Genomic DNA, 21703 nt, shown 5'->3' with positions numbered 1-21703 from the left:
AATAGTTGGTTTAAATTAAATAGCTGTCCACCCTCCGTCTACAACCAGGTTAGCGCCGGTCATATAAGCCGATGCCTCGCTGGCCAGGAATATAAGCGCGCCCTGATAGTCTGACGCTTTGGCCATGCGGCCCAATAAAGTTTTTGCTGAATAGTTCCCTATAAAATCTTCGGTTTGCCCGGCTTCAACGCCGCCAGGAGAGAGGGTATTTACCCTAACGCCGGTATGTCCCCAATAGGCTGCCAAAAAACGTGTGAAATTGATGATAGCACCTTTAGTAACCGGGTAGGCTGCCGACTTGTAAAAAGTCTGCTGCCCGCGCGCATCGCGGTAAATACTTTGATCAGGGCCAACCATACCATAGGTTGATGCTATGTTGATGATACTGCCGCTGTGTTGTAAAGCCATGTGCGTGCCAAATACCTGCGAGCATAAAAACACCCCGGTAATATTTACATTAAGCGACTGCTGAAAAGCCTCCAATGGATAGTTTTCAAACGCGGATAGCTCCTTGGCCATGGCCGGGTTTTCGAACTTATCGTTAATGGCAGCGTTATTCACGAGTACATCAACCGAATCATATTTATCAAGTGCCGCGTTGAGCGCGTCAATCAGTGATTCCTTGCTGGTTACATCAACGCCCAGGCCCAGGTGGTTATCGCCCAGTTGTGCTGCAAATGCCCGGGTTTCTTCGGCGTTTATATCGGCTGCTATTACGTTTGCACCTGCCGCCACAAGGGCCTCGCAGTGTTTACGTCCGATAAGCCCAAGTGCGCCGGTTACCACGGCGGTTTTGCCTTTTAATGAAAACAGGTCCATGATTTAGGCTATGCTTTTAGGTTTGATGTTGTAATTGCTCACCTTACGGAAAACGGCCTCTAACACTTCACCTTTTAGTTGATCTTTGATATTACCGCTTTCGATAGCTGCTTTAAGCAATGGCAATACATCGCGGTAAGCAGCAAGGATGTAGTCGATATCCTCAGTGGTGTGGCTATAGCACATATTGTGGAAACCTGCCCAAAGTATACCGCGTTTTATCATTTCCTGTTGCATGAAGGTTTTTACTTCAAGTCCGTTACCGGCATCAGGAGTAAAGGTTACCATGCTACGGCAGTTAAAGCCAATACAGCGGGTGTATTTATCAACGCCTAATTCAATGGCAAGGCTGTTGTAACCATCTTTCAATAAAGCACCATGCTCATCAAGGTATTGCGGTACTTTTTTATCGCGAAGCTCATTGATGGTAGCAATGCAAGCCGCTAATGATAGAGCTTCGCCGCCAAATGTGGTATAACTGAATACTTCAGAATTGAAAAGTTCCATTACATCGGACCTGCCGGTAAGCAATGCTATCGGCATACCGTTGGCACATGCTTTTGAAAATACCGCCAAATCCGCTTTAACATTAAAATACTCCTGCGCGCCGCCCACTGCCACGCGGAAACCTGTCCACATTTCATCAAAAATGAGCAGGGTGCCGTTAGCTTTACATACTTCTGCCAACTCCTGAAGGTAACCAGGTTTTGGTGCTTCAAAAATGAAGGGCTCCAATATCAGGGCAGCAACAGTTTCATCCAGGGCTGCCTTTACCGATTCGATATCGTTGTATTCAAAAGTGTAGGTAAGGTCCTGGATAGCTTCAGGAACACCAGAGTTACGGCTGGTAATACCAATGTACCAATCGTGCCAGCCATGGTAACCGCAGCAAAATACCTTATCGCGACCGGTAAATGCACGTGCTACGCGGATAGCTGCTGAACAAACATCAGCGCCTGTTTTAGAGATCTTTACTGCTTCGGCATTAGGCACAACCTGTTGTACCAGTTCCGAAAGCTCAACCTCCAGTGGGTGCATCAATGAAAAAGTGATACCATCATTCAGTTGCTGGCGGATAGCCTCGTCAACTGCAGGGTAGGCATAACCCAAAGAAATTGGGCCAATGGCAGAGTTTAAATCGATGAATTCGTTGCCGTCAACGTCCCATACGTGCGATCCTTTACCTTTTACAAGGTATTTTGGCGCTACACCTTTGGTAAATTGCCCCGGGCCTTTAGCGAGGGTTTGGGTAACCGGTTTCTGAACTTTTAAAGCGCGTTCATATAATTTATCCGATTCGGTGATGTTCGGATAATTGTTGTTTAGCTCAATTTTATTAGCCATGATCAATATTTTTATTCTGAAAATTCAGGTGTTAAAATTTGTGGTTGGTTGTGGGCAGTTTGGTAGCCCAGTATTTTTTCGGCAATCTGTTTACCTGTAAAACCCTCGTGCTCCAATACTGAAGGAAGCAGTGTTGGTCTGAACCATTTTTCGTTCAGCGCCATAGGCAATACATTGGCAGTTGTGCGGTGTTTTAATAAAACCTCGGCCACAATGGTATAAAGACCGCCTATTAAAAAATGGTCTTCAAGTGTAACTACCAATTTGCTTTGTGCCGATGCTTTGAGTATAGCCTGCTCATCAACCGGTTTCAGGCTGCGCATGTTGATCAAGCCAACAGAAAGGCCTTCGCTTTTCAGCATTTCAACAGCGATCAGCGCCTGCTCAAACAGCAGACCATAGGTTAAGATGGTTACGTCACTGCCTTCTGATATTACCTCGGCTTTACCTGGAGTAAAAGGCTCGTGTACATAGCTGGTTTTGCGTGTGTTGATGCGGGTGTATGCCGGACTTTTACTTTCCCAGATCTGAGGAAGCATTTTTACCAGGTCATCTTCATCTGCCGGAGCAAATACCGTTACGTTTGGAATGCCCCTCATGATCGAGATATCCTCAATAGCCTGGTGGGTTGGCCCGTTACCATCTGATAAAAAGCCAGGGATGAATGAGCTGAGTTTAACCGGTAAATTGGCTATGCCTACATCTGTGCGTACAAACTCAAACGCGCGCATAGTTAAAAAAGCAGCAAGCGCATGTACAACAGGGGTACGGCCACGCAATGCCAAACCAGCCGCAGCACCAATCATAGTTTGCTCGGTAATACCTGTATCAATAAAGCGTTTGCCTAATATGCCGGGCAGGTTGCGCACCAGCGCGCGGTTTTCGGCGGTCATTACAATCACCTGCTCATTGGCAAGGGCTGTTTGGGTTAAAAGTTCTTCGTAACTCATCTTATCGCACCACTAAAGTTTCTGATGTTAATGTTGTTTGATGTTCGCCATGCAGCTCCAGTAAAAGCTGTTCAATTTCATCTGCATTGAAATTGCAGAACCACCTGTCGGCACGTTCCTGTATGCTTGGCAGGCCTTTACCGCGCACGGTATCGGCAATAATTACATTGAGTTTTCCGGTCTGGAAAGGGAAAGCGCCGAAAGCTTCATCAAGCTCGGCAAAACTGTGCCCGTCTATTCTTTTAACAGCCGCCCCAAAAGCCTCAAACTTATCGGCAAGCGGTTCCAGCGGAATCAGATCTTCCGTGCGCATATTGGCCTGGAAATGGTTACGGTCAACCACGAACAGCAGGTTATCCAGTTTATAAGCGCTGGCTACCAGCATGGCTTCCCAGCAGGTGCCTTCATTCAGCTCGCCATCACCCAAAATACAAACCACTTTGTTTGTGCTGCCGCTAATCTTCAAATCCATAGCAACGCCTATGGCTACCGAAGGTAAATGGCCTAATGAACCCGAGTGAAATTCGATGCCCGGAATTTTGGTGTTTGGGTGCCAGTAAATATGATCGTTAAGTAAAAGGTGATTTTTTAAGCGTTCTTTTTCTAACAAGCCCAGTTCTGCGAAGGTGCCATACAGTGCAGGTACGTCATGGCCTTTTGAAAGGAAAAGGTAATCGCGGTCGGGATTGTTAAGGTTATCCTTGTTTATATTTAAAAAACTACTGTATAAATAAACGATCAGGTCTACCGCTGATAATGATGCGCCTGTAAAACACCCGCCGTCGGTAGACATGCGGATGATATGCTCCCGCACTTTCAGGGCGGTGTCTGTTAATTCCTGGTAATTATTGTTCTCCACTGTTATCATTCGCTTTGTTGTAATTCCTGTAAGTTTTTTGTGGGCGCCTGCTTGGTTTGGGCAGATGTGATGGTTTTCAACTCATCTACATGATGCCTGTACCAGTTTACCCCCGCGTATTGCGCGTTTATATTGTAGATCTCCGGCTTTTGATTAAGCAGGTTAAGGATATCATCGCATGAGAACCGATTATTATCGGCATATAACTCCCTGAACACACGTTCTATAAAATAATAGTCCTCGGCATAATCAATAGTGAACCGGTGCGACATGGAATAATCCAGGCCTGTAGGCCATGTTACATTGGCTATCCTGAACAATTGAGGGTTTTCCCATATATAAGGAGTGGTATGCTCCAGTTCCAGGTCGCGCTTCGCGTTCTCCCTGGCTTTGGTAAGGCAGGCAATGGTCATGATCTCTACATCGTTGCCATCAGGGTAAGTGGCCGGGTGTAGGTTACTTACAAAATCAAAATCGTTCTGGTTGGCAAAAAAATAATCCAGCACATGATCAACAATAAGGGGATCAATCAGCGGGCAATCCGAAGGGATCTTTAATACGATATCGGCATTATGAAGTTTTGCAACCTGGTAATGCCTGTCGAGCAGGTTATTCAGGCTGCCCCGGTAATACGGAACGCCGATGTTGATGGCTTCGTTTATGATGATATCATCGTCCGGTGTTTCGGATGTGGCTATGATTATTTCGGCTTCATGACGGATCATTTTAAGCCGTTCAACCATCCTGGCAAGCAGGCTTTTGCCCAATATAGGCAGCATTACCTTACCCGGCAGCCGGCTTGATGCCATGCGGGCCTGTACAACTATAAGTATCTTGTTTTTCACGGTAAAATGATTACCAGTTAGCTATTAGTTCTTCAGTTAACTGAGGCTCCGGCCGGCTAACCTGGTGTTTATCCATAGCCAGTTGCGGATCAAAGCTTTCTTTATTGCCATCGTGTTTTAAATAACCACGGCAAATGGCGGCGATATTTTTTGCAGACATGCCGTTGTTCTGTACCGGCGTAAGGCGTTTAAGTTCATTAATATCAAAAAGTGAGTGAACTTTTTTACCTAAAGCAATACCGGTATATACCACGGTTGAGTATTGGGTAATGAGCTCACAGCAGTTAGCTATCATGTGGTTGGTATTGCCTTTGCTGTATACCAATGTGCCGGCCGGTGTATTGGCGTAGATTTCCTTTTCGGCGCGTTCGACGTTCTCATTAGGGTGAAGCTTAAAGAGCAACGGGCGGCCATTAGCGATTTTTACTGCCTTTTTTATAAAAGCTATCCGGTTTTCAATGCGAAAGGTTTCGCGCATATCTGTAGTGGCTACCATCACATAATTATGATGCGGGAAATCATTATTGATATGCTGAACCAAGTTGTCATAGTTTGGCATACCGGTAACTGCAATTTTGCGTTCCTCGGTACCTTTGCCCACAAAGTATTGTTTGTAACCTTTTGACGCAGCGCAGTAAACATCGCAGATGTTTGACGACCCGTTCAATGAAGTATTGCCACACAGTGTGGGGGGAAGCTTTAAACCTCTGACAACACTGCTCCATGGGGTATAACGATCAATCATACCTTCCTGCACCCAAATGGTTTTAATGTTACGCATGCGTGGGGGTACAATCAGGTCGGTACAAAATACAACAAGGTCGTATTGGTTTTTCTTTGCTCCAAAGTCAATCTGTAAACCATTTTTCTGAAGGTAGTCTTCAGAGATAAGCCTGAATTTGTTAGAAAGCACCGTGCCGCTAAGTAGCGTAGTTTTATTTATAATATTATTTAATGTAGCGTTATCAGTAAACAACTGGCTAAACCAGCAATCAAATTCAGGCAGCTCATTAGCAATCTGATGCATTTGCGTGGTTTGGTTAATTGAACCGGTAATGAATAATATTTTCTTCATCCTTTTATTTCAATTAGCGATAGATCCCTGAAATTTTGTTTGTGAAAGGCATTAAGGTATGAACCGATTTTGTAAAGATTCTGTAGCAATTAGTCGCGAAAATAGATCGGGCGGCAAGCGCAGTAATATTGTCAGGTTGAATAATTATCATATCAAGTATCAAAATATCGCGGCTGCACACACTTTACAAATTCCTTATCCAGAATTTAAATAAGTGGAAGCGACCACGCTCATATCCGGCTAAAACTTACGATTTGATAAATGTAGGAGGGCAATTTTTAAATAATGAAAACCCTGAGTTATCAAATCGTTAAGCAGGAACTTATAGTAAATTATTTATTAACAAACATTGCGCTATGTTAATTACTTTAAACAGAGCGTTATAGCGCAGGAGAGAAATAATAGAATATTTAAAATGCAGTAAGGTTAACTGAAATACAAGTTACAACCAAGTTTACACTATTGCAAAATTTTTCTTACAAAGTGTTTTTCGAGGAATGGAAAAGCTAATTTTACTGGTTTTGCCTATGGAAATTTCTGCGCATTGGAAATGCGTTTTTTGCCTACCCGGTATTGGCAACTATGCAAGACTGCCTAAACCATTATCTTAAATATGATCAGCATAGCGGTAATAAACAACACAACCATTCCGCCAAGAAAAAGATAATCAGCTACAGCTTCAATTCGCCCTCCCTGTTTAATGTTACCCCTGATAGAAAGGAACGAAAGGATACAACTTAGCATAAAGAAAACGAGTGCTATGGTTACCGTTTCATCGATATAAGTACGCTCAGAAAGCTTCAGGAATTTTAATGATGTAAGTACTACAAAACATAAGCCCAACAAATTTGATGCTGCGTTGAGGATATGTGGCGATTTATCGTTGCGGGTCATAGTTTAAGATAGTGCCGGGCATAAAACTAATAAAATCTAAGTTAAACAGCTTTTTAATGGCCAGAAAATATTTGATCTTCAATATCAGTAGTTAAGGGCATAACTTATTGGCCGCTGTTTAAAATATTCATGGATTGCTTATTTTTATCGAAATATTGAGACAGCAATAGCAGGTGGCCGCAAGCAGTGAGTCAAGAACAGTATTGATGTTATTTAGGTTCTTGCCTTTTAAAATAACGATATATCGCCACTTGCTCTGTTTTGGTGTTTGTTAATATATTGTAATATAGATAGTTGCGCATTTGGTACGTATCTTGCAAACAGCTTATTATATTTAAGTCCCTACATCTTAAACACATTACCTCATGACAAAAAAGATACTTACTTTTTTACTCCTTACAGGTTCGGCGGTGTACGCAAATGCACAGGCTATTGCACCATCGGCCTGGCAAAAATTTCCGGATAGCACCGTTGTTAGTGTTCATGCCTCATACGATGATGTTAGCGGAATCCACCGTTGGTTGTTTGGTGAAAATTATCGTAAAGACTGGGCCATGAAGGTGAAATTGCCCATCATCAAATTATCGCAGGTAAACGGCGGATTAAGCCCGCTAAAGCAGGGCGGAGGTATGGAATCCAAATCGTTAAGACTCGAAGATAAGACCGGCCGCGAGTGGGTGCTACGCAGCGTTGAAAAAACACCTGATAAGCTGCTGCCCGAAAATTTACAGGGAACATTTGCGGTTGATTGGGTTGGCGATGAGTTTAGCGGCCAGCATCCGTACTCGGCGTTAATAGTACCGCCTCTTGCCGAGGCGGCGCGTGTACCTCATGCTAATCCTATTATAGGCGTTGTGGCCGAAGATCCCGCGCTTGGACAATATAGTAAGTTATTTGTTGGAACGGTGTGTTTAATAGAGGAGAGGGAACCCACCGGCTCATCTGACAATACTTTAAAAATGGAGGGACAATTACTTAAAAGCTATGATAACAGGCTTGATGGCGAAACGTTTTTACGAGCCAGGATGCTTGATCTGTTAATGGGGGATTGGGACAGGCACGAAGATCAATGGCGCTGGGCCGATACTAAAAACGGCAAAGGGAAAACTTATACCGCTGTACCCCGCGACCGTGACCAGGTATTTCACGTTACGCAAGGCGTATTTCCGAGTATAGCTGCATTACCATGGATAGACCCACTGCTTGAGGATTTTACCGGAGATATTCCGAGGGTGAAATTTTCTCTTTTCAAAACACGTTTCATGAAAGAGTATCCAGACGCGCAAATAAGTTACGAGCGCTGGATGCAGATTGCCAATGAGTTTGTTAAAGCCGAAACAGATGCAATACTTGAGGAGAGTTTAAAACGCCTGCCTGCAGAAAGCTATAAATTCAGGCATGACGAACTGCTTGCCATAATGAAGAAACGCCGCGATAATATCCCGGCGGCAATGAGTGAGTATTATAAGTTTATAAACCGGATTGTGGATATCCGTACTACGGATAAAAGCGAGCTTATCACTGTTGCAGATGCTCCTGATAAGGGAATGCGTATAACTATTAATAAACTGAACAAGGATGGTGAAATCAAAGATCAGTTTATGGATATGGTATATAAGCCGGAAATTACTAAAGAAATAAGATTATATGTTTCGGCCGGTGACGACCACGTTGTTATTAATAATGCCAGTTCGCCTATTAAGTTGCGGCTTATTGATAGCATAGGAAGCAAAACAGTTGAGGTTAAACAATCTGTAAATACAATTAAATTTTACGGACGTAAGGACAGCACTAATTTTACAGGCGATGTTAATAAGCTGAGCAGGCACCTTTCAAACGATACCTCAAATACACAGTTTTTGCCAACTAACCTATATAATGTATGGATGCCGCTTGCAACAGCTGCTTTAAATAAGGATGATGGCTTTTTACTCGGTCTTGGTTTTCAATACACCGGGCATGATGGTTTCCGTAAACTTCCTTACTCAACGTTGCAGCAGGTCATGATCACCCATTCCTTTGCTACAGATGCCTTCAGGATCAAATATAGGGGCGAGTGGATAGATGCCATTGGTAAGGCTGATTTTGTAATGCAGGCTAACATTCAATCTCCTGATAATACAGTGAACTTTTTTGGCCTCGGCAATGAAAGCGTCCTGAGTAAATTCCCCGGTTACCGCACTTACTACCGTACCCGTTACGATATTTACCAGTTTGATCCGGCTTTACGCTGGCATACCGGTAAAAACAGCGATATCAGTGTAGGTCCTTCGTTTCAGTTTTATCATCTTGATCTCAATGACAATGCCGGGCGGTTCATTAACCAAACATCGCTTATCAACTCATATGATAGCTTAACGGTTGGAAAAGATAAAGCACATCTTGGTGCGCTGATAAATTATACTACAAACCAGCGTGATAATAATATCCTGCCCACAAAGGGGTATTATTTTACTGTAACGGTACAAGGTTATGAAGGCCTAAACAGTTACTCTAAATCGTTTGTACAAATAAAGCCTGAGTTTACTTATTATCAAAAACTAACTCCGGGCGGGGGGATAGTATTATCTGACCGTATTGGCGGTGGCGTGAGTTTTGGTAAGCCTGCCTTTTATCAATCCATGTTTTTAGGTGGTCAGGGTAACTTGCTTGGCTACCTGCAAAACCGCTTCGCGGGCAAGCATATGGTGTTTAACAATTTTCAGGGACGCATTAAGCTTGCAGACATTGCCAGTTATATTATACCGGGCCAGTTAGGTTTGGTAGGTTTTTATGATGCGGGCCGCGTTTGGATAGAGGACGAGCACTCAGATAAATGGCATACCGGCACCGGCGGCGGCTTGTATTTTGCACCGGCCAGCTTAACCGTACTACAAATATTGGCAGGCCATTCAAGCGAGGGATGGTATCCTTATATATCGCTTAATTTCAGGCTTTAATTAACCTTTGCGAAAGCTGGTGTAAAGTATAAAGAAAAGAGCCGGAATCTGATCAGGAAGATTCTGGCTCTTTTTTGTTATTGTTTGGTTTTGAGTTGGTTATGTTGAACGCATGCCAAAATATGTGAATGTTAAAAGAATTAAGGAATATTTAACATTAAGTGGTGAAATACCCATGAAAAATACATTTCTTCATAAATCCTTATTCCTATGTTATTAATATGAAAATCCTTTCTTAATACAGCCCGGGTAGTTTTGTTTCAAACTAACTGTATTGCAATGAAACAAAATTTACTTAAAATTTCACGATTGCTACTGGTTATGATAGTTTGCATGTTTACTTACAGTAGCCTGCAAGCTCAAACCTTAACAATCAGAGGTATCGTTTTAGACGATAACAATCAGCCGCTTCCGGGTGTAAGCGTGACAATTAAAGACACCAAACAAGGCGGCCTCACCAACGAAGGTGGTCGTTTTACCATATCAGCAAGCAAAGGTCAAACGCTTGTTTTCCATACTATAGGTTTTACAACTCAAGAAGTAGTAGTAGGTACAGAAGTTTATATTTCTGTTAACTTAAAATCTGATACCAAAGCTTTATCTGAGGTTGTGGTAACAGCCTTGGGCGTTAAAAAGGAGTTTCAAAAATTAGGTTATTCACAATCACAGGTTAGAGGCGATGCGATGACAACAGCGCGTGACGCAAACCCTTTAAACTCACTGTCTGGTAAAATTGCCGGTTTAAGCATTGGTGCCAATGCTGAATTTGCAGGTGCTCCAACAGTGGTGTTACGTGGTAGTAAAGATGTATTATATGTAGTTGACGGCGAGCCGGTAAACTCTGATACATATGATTACAATGCCGATGACGTTGAAACTTACACCGTACTGAAAGGCCCTAACGCGGCAGCTCTTTATGGTTTCCGTGGTATCAACGGTGCTATCATCATCACTACCAAAAGAGGTTCAAAAGATAAAAAAGGCTGGCAGGTTGATTTCAACAGTACTACAGAGCTGGAAAAAGGCTTCCTGGTATTGCCAAAAAGCCAAACCGAGTATGGTCGTGGTAGTAACTTTGCTTATACTTACGGTAACGTATTATATGATAACACGCAGCGCTTGCCTGAGTGGGGCCCTCGTTTTGACGGCGTTTTCCAAACACAACAATATGACAGCCCTTATGATCCGGCAACAGGTATCAGGCAAAAAACACCTTGGTTAGCACGCGGTGCAAAAAACTTTGAAAACTTTGTGCAAACCGGTGTTACCAGTACCAACTCATTATCTATTGCGGCCAGCGGATCAAACTATGATATGCACATTTCTTATGGCCACACTTACCAAAAAGGTGATTTCCCTAACACCAAATTAAATATCGATAACTTTAAGATAGCTGCAGGTTACGATATTACTCCAAAACTTCGTGTTGAAGGTGATTTAAACCTTAACCAGTTATACTCTCCAAATATTCCTGACGTTGATTACAGTCCGCAAAGTTATGTATACATGTTTAAGGTATACGGCTCTGCAGATTATGATGTAAACGCCTTGAAAAATATCTATCAGGGTCCGCAGGGTGTTCCGGGCTTACAACAGTACGCACAGGAATACGGTCGTTTAAATAACCCTTGGTTTATTGCCGATAAATGGCTTAAAGGCAGAACCAAACAAACTATTTACGGATCGTTAAAACTTAACTACAAAATTACCCAGGATTTGAATGTTAGCTTGCGCGAAGCTTTAAATACCTATGATGAGCAAAATACCGAGCAGGTACCTGCCGGTGCCAACCTTAACCAATACCTTTCATGGTATACTTTTGGCTGGTACGGCGATTACAGGCAGGATGACCGTAACCTGTTAGATAACAATACCGACCTTACCTTTACTTACAACCATAAATTCGGTGATTGGAATATCTCAGGTTTATTGGGTGGTAACGCGAGGTCATTCTCATACAAATCAGACTGGGGTACAACCCAGGTATTAGCTTTGCCGGGCGTATATAACCTTAACAACTCTGCAGGTAAACCTTATATCTACAATTTTGATTCAAAAATGCAGGTATACAGCGCTTACTACTCGTTTGATTTTGGCTACAAAAACTATTTCAGTATTAATACTACAAACCGTGTAGACCACCTGTCAACCTTACCTTCAGGTAACAACACGTTTTTCTATCCATCGGTAGCTATCAGTAGTGTAGTTGGCGATTATATTAAATTGCCTGAGTTTATCTCATTCTTAAAAATACGTGGTTCATTTGCCGATGTAAAAGGTGGTTTAACTTCACCAACCATTGGTACATCATATAACGCATTAAATTCAACCGCGTTAGGTACCGGTTGGAATTCAAAACCGGTTACCGGATTATTAGGTTATGGTACCGAGTTATATACTCCGTATAACGGTCCAACTTATTTGAACGCGTCACCTATCGCTACCGGAACTTTCTACAACGGTACGCCTTCAGTTACTTTATCAAATACAATTTCAAACGACAAAATCAAACCTTTCGATGTTAAATCATACGAAGCAGGTTTTGATGCTAAATTCTTAGGGAACCGTTTAGGTTTAAACGGTACTTACTTTACTACCGAGAACGGTCCTAACATTTTCCCATTGGGTGTAGCTACTTCAACAGGCAACACAAACCAGTTGGTGAATGGTGTAACCACCCGTAAAAGAGGTTTTGAGGTTGAGTTGATGGGTTCTGTATTGAAAAACCCTAACGGCCTTAATTGGGATGTTAACGTAAACTACTCAACTTACAAAGAAACTATTAAATCAATTTATCCGGGTGTATCTACCTTGCAGCAAAACAACCATAACTATGTTGTTGGTGACAGGCCAGACGCTATTTACGGTACCAAATTCGTAAGAGACGGTAATGGTAATATCGTTAACACTTATTCGGTTGATGCAAGCGGTAAAGTATCAGGTGGTGTACCGCTTTCTTCACCAGGTGGTATAAGCAACCAAGGCTTATTAGGCTATGCTAATCCTGATTTCTCTTTTGGTATCACCAACACGTTCACTTACAAAGGCTTTATCTTAAGCTTCCAGTTTGATGGCCGTATAGGTGGTAAAATTTATGACAGAACTTACTACCAGGCAATGAACGGTGGAACCGATCTGGAAACCGCGACAGGTGCTTATGGTGCTGCCCGTTTAGCCGAATGGAACAGTACTAAAGAAGGTACTGTAGGTGCAACCCCATCATACATTGGCCCGGGTGTTCACATCGTGAGCGGTACGCCAATATTTGTTGGTGGCCAGATAGCTAACTTAAAAGATCTGACTTTTGCTCCTAATACCATTCCTGTAACAGTTCAAAGTTATATATCAAGCGGTATCGCAGGCAGCTTTGATGAGTACTACATGATCAGCCGCTCATATGCAAAATTACGTGAGGCAAGCTTAGGTTATTCGCTACCTGCAAGTATCTTAAGAGGTTCATTTATCAAAAAAGTAACCTTCTCGGTAGTAGGCAGGAACCTGCTTTATTTTGCAGCGCGTAAAGACATTGACCTTGATCAGTTTGCATCAGGTTATAACGCGTCAGATCGTAGTTTGACTGGTGGAAATGGCGGAAGCGACCTTGAAAGCCCAACAGCCCGTCGCTTTGGTTTTAACCTCCATTTAACATTCTAATTATCACATTGATTTAAAGAAAATTTATGAAAATAAAATCATTAATCCCATTCGCCCTGTTGTTAACAATGGGCATGGTATCGATAACCGGCTGTCAGAAAGGGGATTTGATCGATAACCCCAACGTGGCAGGCTCCAGCTCAATAGTGCCTTTGTCGTTATTGCTGAACCACCTTACCGCAACATTGATCCGCAGCGATGAGCAGCCTTTTGGTTATACTTCAGTTGCCGATCAATACATAGTCGCTAACTACTCGTACTATAGGGGTACCAACACCTACAACTTAGGTAACAGTGCCGATAGCTACGATATTTTAAAATACGCATTAAAACTTGAGCAGCAGGCTTTTGCTCAGTTGGGCAATCAAACCAATAAATATTATGCTTTAGGCGAATTCTTTAAAGCCTATTCAGGTGTTTGGTTAAGCCAAAGAGTAGGCGACATTCCGTTTTCACAAGCGGGTGATCCATCAAATCTTACTCCTAAGTATGATACACAGCACGATGTTTACAAAGCTGCGCTTGCCCAGTTAGAAACCGCCAATACATTGATTGGCGCGTTGGTAACTGCAAACCCAAGCCTGGCCAACACAGCTATTGATGCAAGTAATGGTGATATTTTTAACCTTACTTATGTGCAGTGGCAAAAAGTGATCAATGCATATCGTCTGCGTATCCTGATCAGCCTGAGCAAACGTGCTACCGATAATACCGATTTGCAGATCCCTCAACAGTTTGCAGCTATTTTGGGTAACCCAACCAAATATCCGATTATGACAAGTAATAATGATAACCTGGTTTACCGTTTCAATGCTGTTAACCGTTATTCAACCTTTTCGTTGGGCTTAAATCCTTACAATAACTTTGCTAACCCAGGCAGTACTTATATCAATATCGAAACTTCAACATCAGATCCGCGTTTGTTCGTGACTTCTACACCTGCACCTTTACAGATCAGCGGTGGTAAAGCTATCAGTGATTTTTCGGCTTACGTTGGTTCTGATATAAACCAGGCACAACCGACCTTGCTGACCAATTCAAACAACGGTGTATATTCATTCAGCAACTATACCCGTTACTATGTTTCGGCAACCGGTGCTAATGCCGAGCCGTTTGTATTTATCGGTTACTCTGAAATGTGCTTTAACATTGCCGAAGGTATCAACAGGGGATGGGCCACAGGCAGCACGTCAACCTGGTATAACAACGGTATCAATGCTTCATTAGCATTATACGGTTTAACCAACGGCCAGTCTTTAACTGTTACTTTCCCAATTTCATCAACCGAGCCCTCTATTAACCCTAAAAACCTTAAGCAGGGGGATACCTGGGGTACAGCTACTGTAGATATCCCTTCATTTATGGCTAAAATAGCTTATGCAGGTGATAACGCGGCTGGTTTAGCACAAATCCTTACCCAGAAATATATTTCTATGTTTAACAATTCGGGCTGGGAGGCATTCTATAATTTCAGAAGAACAGGTATACCTGCATTTACTCAAGGTGGTAGCGGTATTGGTACGCCAAACAATCTGATCCCTCGTCGCTGGCAGTATCCTGCCTCTGAAGGTGCATACAACGCGGCAAATAACAAAGCTGCGCTGTCATCGCAATTTGGTGGCAATGATGACCCGACCAAAGATACCTGGTTAACAAAATAATAAGAACCACTAAACTAAAACTTTAACAGGGGCACTAACAAGTGTCCCTGTTTTATAATTTAAGAGGATATGAAGAATATAGTTTTATCAGTTCTGGCCGTTGTGGCCTTAGCAGGCAGCGTTAATGCCCAGGTGACTGACAGCACCAAACGAAAAGTTGAATTACAGGGAGCTGTAAATTTCCGCGACCTTGGGGGCTACACCACTAAAGATGGCCATCATGTAAAGTGGGGTAAAATATACCGCAGTGCTGATATGAGCAAACTTACAGACCAGGATCTGGCTACGTTGGCTGAACGTAAGATTGCTTACGATGTTGATTTACGTGGTACACAGGAATCAAAACAAGCTCCTGACCGAATGAACCCAAACACCGATTATATTTTGTGTCCTGCCGGAAGCGATAATGTGGGCAACATGATGCAAAGCTTTAAAGGTAAAACTCATGGTGACTCGATCATGGTGGATTATTACAGCAACACAACTTACCTTGCCGACAGGTATAAACCATTTTTCGGTAAACTACTGGCCATGCCCGAAGATAAAAGCCTGGTATTTCATTGCACCGCAGGTAAAGATCGTACGGGGATTGGCGCCGCGCTGTTGCTATACAGTTTAGGTGTGCCTTACGAAACCATTATGAAGGATTACGAAGCCTCAAACTATTATCGCGCTGCCGAGAATGAAAAAATGGCTAAGCAAATGGTTCAGTTCATGAAAGTGAATGAAGGTGTGGCTAAAGACGTGGTAGCTGTAAAAAAAGAATACCTTGACGCGACTTTTACTGCCATCAAAAAACAATACGGGTCTGTTGATAACTACCTTAAAACACAGGTAGGGTTAACTAATAATGATATAAAAGCGCTTAAAGCTAAATTTTTGGAATAGTCGTTAACTCACAAAGCTATTTTTCGTAAAAACTACGGAGAGCAGGCGTGCAATGCCTGCTCCCCGTAGTTTTTTTGTTTAGATGGTTCATTAGCAGTAGGCAGAACCTGCTATGCGATAAACAAACTTCCTTCCATTGCTAAATACTACATGGTTTTCTTTAGGTGTATTTAATTTCTCTTTGGTTAATTTTTATTTCTTTTTTTGTCTGCTTGTTTTAAGTTGAAATAAACTTTCTGTAAAGTTAATGATTGATGCATTTAAACTGAACAATTTGAACGGTCGCGCCGTATAAGAAAGCACCTGATTATTGTTATGGCGGTAGCCAAGCTATTTTTTACCCTGAATATAAAATGGTTTGACAAATAGAAGCTTTAACAACCTCATCATTTAATGAATTGATTTTAAGGCTTTGTGAAGTTCATGAACAACCGTTTATTAGTATTATTATTCCTGTTATTGTCATTTAAAGTAAAAGCGCAAAACTGCACTTTGAATGTCAACCTCACAGCAACGTCAACCACTATCTGTTCGGGCAGTTCGGTGGTGTTAACGGCCGAGGCAACTTCGGGGACCGCGCCGTATACCTATTTGTGGAGTACAGGTGAAACCGCTTCGGCCATCAGCGTAAATAAATCTGGCACTTATACGGTAACGGTTACCGATAAAACATCCGGTTGCAAGGGCGTTACAAAAAGTGTAAGCATTGTTGCTGCTAATACGCCTGCTGCACCAACAGCTAAGAGTGCGGTGGTTTGTCAAAATAGCACGGCAACGCTTACGGCTACAGGCCCTGGCGGCGATTACCAATGGTTTGACGCTCCTGTTGGCGGTAATTTTTTGGGGAGCTCAAGTACTTTTACTACGCCACCAATAACAGCCTCAGTTACTTATTATGTGCAAACTACAATTGCCGGCTGTACCAGCCCGCGTGCCCCGGTTTCTGTGTACATAACCGGCCGGCCTGAAGTTTCGGGCGCCGCAACCTGTTCGGGTGGAGTTGTTACATTATCAGCAAGTGGGGGACAAAGCTATAGCTGGTATGCATCGGCAGATGGCGGAGCTGTTTTGCAAACAGGACCATCATTTGTTACACCACCATTAACTAAAACTACTACTTATTATGTTGTAGCTGTCATTAACGGATGTACCAGTTTACCCACGCCGGTTACAGCCTGGGTTAATGCGCCGCCGCCTACTCCAGTGGCTGCAAATGCCAACATTTGCTCGGGCTCGGTTGCAACTTTGCATGCCGCCGCGTCTGCAGGCTTTTTCCAATGGTTTGACGTACCAACAGGCGGCACACCACTTATTTCAAGCCCTGATTATACAACGCCGGTGTTAACTGCAAGTAAAACCTACTATGTGCAAACGGTACTTGGTGATTGTATAAGCCTACGCGTACCGGTTACAGTGTCGGTTAATCCAATACCCGCAGCACCGGAGCCGCAAACTATAACTGTTTGTAATGGCTCGGTGGCCACATTAACAGCCGCTGTAAACCCTACCGGCACATACGCGTGGTATGATGCACCAACAGGAGGCCGGTTACTAAAATCCGGATTGAAATTTACAACACCATCACTAACCAAAACCACTACTTATTATCTTGAAAATACTTCAGCGGCAGGTTGTACAAGCGACCGTGCTGCGGTAAAAGTGAATGTTAACCCTTTTATAACGGCACCGGTTGCCAATGGGGCTGCAATTTGCTATGGTTCTGTAGCGACACTAACTGCAACCTCGGCAGGTAGCGGCTCTTATCAATGGTATGATGCACCAACCGGCGGCAAACTTTTGTCATCGCAGGCAGGATATACCACACCGGCTTTAACAGCAAACACTACTTATTATGTGCAAACTACTGTTGGTGACTGCGCCAGCGCAAGGACGGCCGTGCCGGTAACTGTTATTGCGCAGGTGGCTGCGCCCCAGGTGCCTGCTACTACTGTTTGCTATAATGGGTCGGCAGTGCTTACCGCGACAGGTAGTGGTGCAGGGTTTACCTGGTATGATAGCGCAGTAGGAGGTAAAATCCTATCGTCGGGCTCTACATACGTTACCCCCAATTTAACAGCAAATGCAACCTATTATGTTGAAAGTGCCTCGAATGATTGCATCAGTGCCCGTACTGCGGTTACAGTTAAGGTAAATCTGCCGCCATCAGTGCCAACGGCTTCCAATGCTTCGGTTTGCTCGGGAACATCGGCTAAGTTAACAGCTACCGGCGATGGAGACATCCTTTGGTTTGCAAGCCAAACGTCAACAAGCCCGTTGTTTACCGGTAGTACGTTTAATACCCCGATCATCTCAGAACAAACAACTTATTATATTCAAAGCAGAGTAGGCGATTGCCTAAGTGCCCGGACACCTGTCACAGTTTCTATCAATTCGGCAGGTGACACGCAGTTTCTTTATACATCAGGCACTTTTAGTCCGCTTAGCCCTAATCCTAAACCAATCATTAATAATCCATCGGGTGGTATTTTCAGTGCTTCGCCGGCTGGTTTGGTTTTTACAGATGTTCATACCGGTGAGATAGATGTTAAGGCAAGCGCGCCGGGTAAATATATCGTCACCCTTACAGGGAATGGCCAATGCTCGTCAACCTATAGTGCCGGGGTCGAAATTGTTTCCATATTTGATGCGAAGTTTAGCTATGGAGGTCCGTTTTGTCAGTATGGAACCAACCCAAAACCAATGTTTCCGCCAACATCAAGTGCCGGTACTTTTTCGGCAATACCCTCGGGCCTGACTTTTGCCAGCACATCAACAGGCGAAATCAATTTAAGTAAAACAACGCCTGGTACTTATGAAGTTACCAATACCATTTATAACCCGGACGGTAGCGTGGGTAGCTCAGCTACTGCAAAAGTAACCATAGAGGCAGGCGCATTGGTAAAAGCAGGGCTTGACCAAAATATAAAAGCCGGAGAAATCGTATATTTAACAGGTAGCATAATGGGTGTTAACGGAGGTAAATGGTCTGGTGGATTGGGCAAATTTGCTAAGGCTACAGATCCTGTTACCACTTATACACCAGCCCCAGGCGAAAAACAAGTAACGCTTACTTTAACATCAAACGATCCTCCGGGCAATTGCGGGCCAGGGTTTGACAGGGTTGTTATCAACATAGGTTCAACTTTGCAAGCTCCTATTGCATCAGGCACTAATACCTGTATGGGAAGCATCGCTACAGTATCCGCTACAGGCCCTGGCGGTACATATCGCTGGTATGATGCTGCAGAAAACGGTACGCTGTTATCAACCGGGCCTAACTTTATTACCCCGGCACTCACGCAAACAACTACTTACTATGTAAATACAACAGCCAATGGCTTAACGAGCGATATGACGGCAGTAACTGTAACGGTTAACGTGCCTCCAACTGCGCCGGTAGCCAACAGTATAGGTGCATGCGAAGGCAGTCAAACCACCTTGACGGCTACTGGCTCGCCGGGTACATATCAGTGGTATGACGCGCCGGTTGGAGGAACCTTGTTATCAGTCAACAGTACTTATGTAACTCCGGCCCTTATTGCCAACACAAGCTACTATGTGCAGGCGGTAGTAAATGGTTGTATCAGCGAACGTACTAAGGTTGATGTAACAATTAAACCACTGCCGGTTATTACCAGTGGTTCGGCCGATAATGTTTGCAGTGGTGTGCCGCAGAGTTATTCCATTACTGCCGATCAGGCTGGCACCACATTTTTATGGTCACGTGCGGTGGTAGATGGAATAAGCAATGCCGCGGTATCCGGTCAAACATCGGCACAAATAACCGAAACATTAATTAACACCAGCAAAGATCCTGTTGATGTTACTTATTTAATAACTCCTGTATCTAATGGCTGCTCAGGTACACCATTTAGTTATGTGGTTACAGTTTATCCTACGCCGCAGGTTACCAGTGCACCAACCGGTAAATTGTGTAATATGACTACCGGTAATTACGCCATAACTTTTAGTATCCCCGGTGTAAGTTCAAGCTGGTCGAGGGATGCTGTTCCCGGTATCAGCAACCTGGCAGTATCAGGGCAAATGGCGGGCACCGTCCGTGAGATATTGTTTAATACAACTAATGCGCCGGTTGATGTTACCTATGTTTATAATTATCAAACAAGTAACTGTGCCGGTTTGCCTTTTAAATGGGTTGTAAAAGTTAATCCTTCGGTTAATGTTACCAGTAGTGCATCTGGTCAGGCCTGTAGCGGGGAGCCACTTGATTATACGATCACTTCCAATGTTCAGTCGGCAACGTTTACCTGGAGCCGTGCTGCTGTTCCGGGAATCAGCAACGCCGCGGTAACTAATAAAACCGGCAACAAGATTGATGAAGTACTGATTAATAAAGGGGCATCACCTGTAAACGTGCTTTATGTCATCACGCCATCGGCTTTTGAATGTGATGGTGCCCCATTTGCCTACGTGGTAAAAGTTAATCCCGAAGTGCCCGTGCCGGACATGAGAACAAACTCGCCGGTGTGTGTGAACAGTACCATTAAATTGAATGTACCAACCACGCCAAATGCAACTTATACCTGGACCGGCCCTAACGGTTTTAAATCGGCCTTGCAAAATCCGGTGATTGAGAATGCGACTACTGATATGACAGGTACTTATTCTTTGTATATCACTGTTAATGGCTGCAGCAGCCCTGTAGTTTCAAAAGAGGTTGTAGTGAACAAGCCGCCAACTTCCTATGCCGGCTCTAATATTTTAGCCTGTGTTACAGATCAGTACATTCAATTGGCAGGTAGGATAGGAGGTGGCACTACAAGCGGTGTCTGGTCTAAAAAAGGATCTAACCCTGGTCAGTTTTTACCTTCTGCCAACGAACAGAATGCAAAATATGAGCCCACAGACGAAGATAAAGCCGCCGGGTCTGTAACATTAGTGCTTACATCTACCAGTAAAGATGATTGTACTATTGTAACATCAGAAATGACCATAAACTTCGGTAAAACACCGGGTACCAATGCTGGTCCCGATCTGGAAGTTTGTGCCCGCACTGCCCCGATTAAGCTGGACGGTAATGTGCTGATACCCGGAGGCGGCAAGTGGACAAGCTCTGGTACGGGCACAATGCAATTTGCTGAAAATGCCCAGGGGGCGGTTTACACACCATCAGATGAGGATGTAAAAAACGGATCGGTAAAATTTACCCTTACCGCAAACGCACCGGGGCAGTGCTATACCGCCAGTGATGATATGGTAGTTAAATTTATTCCGCCGCCAACTGTAAATGCCGGCGGGATACGGTACGTGCTAAAAAATCATACCATAACTTTAACCCCAACTGTAAGCGATGAAAATGTTCAATACCTCTGGCTGCCCGATGTGGGTTTGAGCAATAATAAAGTAAAAGAGCCCGTGTTAACCGGCGACGCTGATATTGTTTATACGCTTTATGTTACTGATGTTAGGGGCTGTGTTACCCAAAGCCAGACAATTATTAAAGTATCGCCCGATATCACCGTCCCCAATACTTTTACCCCTAATGGCGATGGTTTCAATGATTTTTGGGAAGTGAAAGGCTTGGTAGCTTACGAAAGTTCGACAGTTGATGTGTTTAACCGGTATGGTGAAAGATTATTTCATTCAATAGGTTATGGTGTGCCATGGGATGGCAACTTTAATGGGAGGCAATTACCGGCAGGTACCTATTATTATATCATTGATCTGAAAACGGGGAAACCGCCTTTATCTGGTTCGGTAACTATATTGCGATAGAGTCTTAGTGGAAAAGTCAAAGAGGGTGCAACGTTTTTA

General features: G+C 43.5%; 12 protein-coding genes. 5 read left to right on the top strand and 7 right to left on the bottom strand.

Annotated elements, in window-relative coordinates; all coding sequences use genetic code 11:
- Positions 1–15: 15 nt before the first annotated feature.
- From DUL71_RS12515 to DUL71_RS12485, 7 genes are all read right to left on the bottom strand, one after another.
- Positions 16–819, bottom strand: a complete 804-nt coding sequence (locus tag DUL71_RS12515) for an SDR family oxidoreductase (RefSeq protein ID WP_114938365.1) — start codon at positions 817–819, stop codon at positions 16–18.
- 3 nt (positions 820–822) lie between these two features.
- A complete protein-coding gene (locus tag DUL71_RS12510) occupies positions 823–2163 on the bottom strand; it encodes an aminotransferase class III-fold pyridoxal phosphate-dependent enzyme (RefSeq protein WP_114938364.1) in 1341 nt (446 codons plus the stop codon).
- Positions 2164–2174: 11 nt separating this feature from the next.
- A complete protein-coding gene (locus tag DUL71_RS12505) occupies positions 2175–3113 on the bottom strand; it encodes a transketolase family protein (RefSeq protein WP_114938363.1) in 939 nt (312 codons plus the stop codon).
- 1 nt (position 3114) lies between these two features.
- Positions 3115–3981 (bottom strand): transketolase, encoded by an 867-nt coding sequence (locus DUL71_RS12500; protein WP_114938362.1) that lies wholly within the window; start codon positions 3979–3981, stop codon positions 3115–3117.
- Positions 3978–4817, bottom strand: coding sequence for a glycosyltransferase family protein (locus tag DUL71_RS12495; RefSeq protein ID WP_244228741.1), 840 nt, complete (start codon positions 4815–4817; stop codon positions 3978–3980). The genes DUL71_RS12500 and DUL71_RS12495 overlap by 4 nt, the downstream gene beginning before the upstream one ends.
- 10 nt (positions 4818–4827) lie before the next feature.
- Positions 4828–5892 carry a UDP-N-acetyl glucosamine 2-epimerase gene (locus DUL71_RS12490; protein ID WP_114938361.1) on the bottom strand — a complete coding sequence of 355 codons (1065 nt, stop codon included), beginning with the start codon at positions 5890–5892 and terminating at the stop codon, positions 4828–4830.
- Positions 5893–6486: 594 nt separating this feature from the next.
- A complete protein-coding gene (locus tag DUL71_RS12485) occupies positions 6487–6786 on the bottom strand; it encodes a hypothetical protein (RefSeq protein WP_114938360.1) in 300 nt (99 codons plus the stop codon).
- A 365-nt stretch (positions 6787–7151) separates the two neighbouring features.
- Here DUL71_RS12485 and DUL71_RS12480 point away from each other — a divergent pair, with 365 nt between their 5' ends.
- The 5 genes from DUL71_RS12480 to DUL71_RS12460 all read left to right on the top strand — a co-directional run bounded on the left by DUL71_RS12480 (position 7152) and on the right by DUL71_RS12460 (position 21664).
- A complete protein-coding gene (locus DUL71_RS12480; protein ID WP_114938359.1) occupies positions 7152–9725 on the top strand; it encodes a BamA/TamA family outer membrane protein in 2574 nt (857 codons plus the stop codon).
- Between the two features lie 279 nt (positions 9726–10004).
- Positions 10005–13379 carry a SusC/RagA family TonB-linked outer membrane protein gene (locus tag DUL71_RS12475; protein WP_114938358.1) on the top strand — a complete coding sequence of 1125 codons (3375 nt, stop codon included), beginning with the start codon at positions 10005–10007 and terminating at the stop codon, positions 13377–13379.
- Positions 13380–13405: 26 nt separating this feature from the next.
- Positions 13406–15040 carry a SusD/RagB family nutrient-binding outer membrane lipoprotein gene (locus DUL71_RS12470; protein WP_114938357.1) on the top strand — a complete coding sequence of 545 codons (1635 nt, stop codon included), beginning with the start codon at positions 13406–13408 and terminating at the stop codon, positions 15038–15040.
- Between the two features lie 69 nt (positions 15041–15109).
- Complete coding sequence (locus DUL71_RS12465) at positions 15110–15928, top strand: tyrosine-protein phosphatase (protein ID WP_114938356.1); 819 nt, start codon at positions 15110–15112, stop codon at positions 15926–15928.
- A gap of 423 nt (positions 15929–16351) precedes the next feature.
- Positions 16352–21664 carry an Ig-like domain-containing protein gene (locus DUL71_RS12460; RefSeq protein ID WP_114938355.1) on the top strand — a complete coding sequence of 1771 codons (5313 nt, stop codon included), beginning with the start codon at positions 16352–16354 and terminating at the stop codon, positions 21662–21664.
- The last annotated feature ends 39 nt before the right edge of the window (positions 21665–21703 follow it).

Source organism: Mucilaginibacter endophyticus (genome assembly GCF_003351025.1).
GTDB classification, from domain to species: Bacteria; Bacteroidota; Bacteroidia; order Sphingobacteriales; family Sphingobacteriaceae; genus Mucilaginibacter; species Mucilaginibacter endophyticus.
This window is presented reverse-complemented; position numbering and strand designations above follow the sequence as displayed.

What these genes read in the sequence shown, in the direction of transcription:
- DUL71_RS12505 (WP_114938363.1), bottom strand. Translation starts at nt 3,113, where the DNA reads ATGAGTTACGAAGAACTTTTAACCCAAACAGCCCTTGCCAATGAGCAG.
- DUL71_RS12465 (WP_114938356.1), top strand. Translation starts at nt 15,110, where the DNA reads ATGAAGAATATAGTTTTATCAGTTCTGGCCGTTGTGGCCTTAGCAGGC.
- DUL71_RS12480 (WP_114938359.1), top strand. Translation starts at nt 7,152, where the DNA reads ATGACAAAAAAGATACTTACTTTTTTACTCCTTACAGGTTCGGCGGTG.
- DUL71_RS12510 (WP_114938364.1), bottom strand. Translation starts at nt 2,163, where the DNA reads ATGGCTAATAAAATTGAGCTAAACAACAATTATCCGAACATCACCGAA.
- DUL71_RS12470 (WP_114938357.1), top strand. Translation starts at nt 13,406, where the DNA reads ATGAAAATAAAATCATTAATCCCATTCGCCCTGTTGTTAACAATGGGC.
- DUL71_RS12490 (WP_114938361.1), bottom strand. Translation starts at nt 5,892, where the DNA reads ATGAAGAAAATATTATTCATTACCGGTTCAATTAACCAAACCACGCAA.
- DUL71_RS12460 (WP_114938355.1), top strand. Translation starts at nt 16,352, where the DNA reads ATGAACAACCGTTTATTAGTATTATTATTCCTGTTATTGTCATTTAAA.
- DUL71_RS12500 (WP_114938362.1), bottom strand. Translation starts at nt 3,981, where the DNA reads ATGATAACAGTGGAGAACAATAATTACCAGGAATTAACAGACACCGCC.
- DUL71_RS12515 (WP_114938365.1), bottom strand. Translation starts at nt 819, where the DNA reads ATGGACCTGTTTTCATTAAAAGGCAAAACCGCCGTGGTAACCGGCGCA.
- DUL71_RS12475 (WP_114938358.1), top strand. Translation starts at nt 10,005, where the DNA reads ATGAAACAAAATTTACTTAAAATTTCACGATTGCTACTGGTTATGATA.
- DUL71_RS12485 (WP_114938360.1), bottom strand. Translation starts at nt 6,786, where the DNA reads ATGACCCGCAACGATAAATCGCCACATATCCTCAACGCAGCATCAAAT.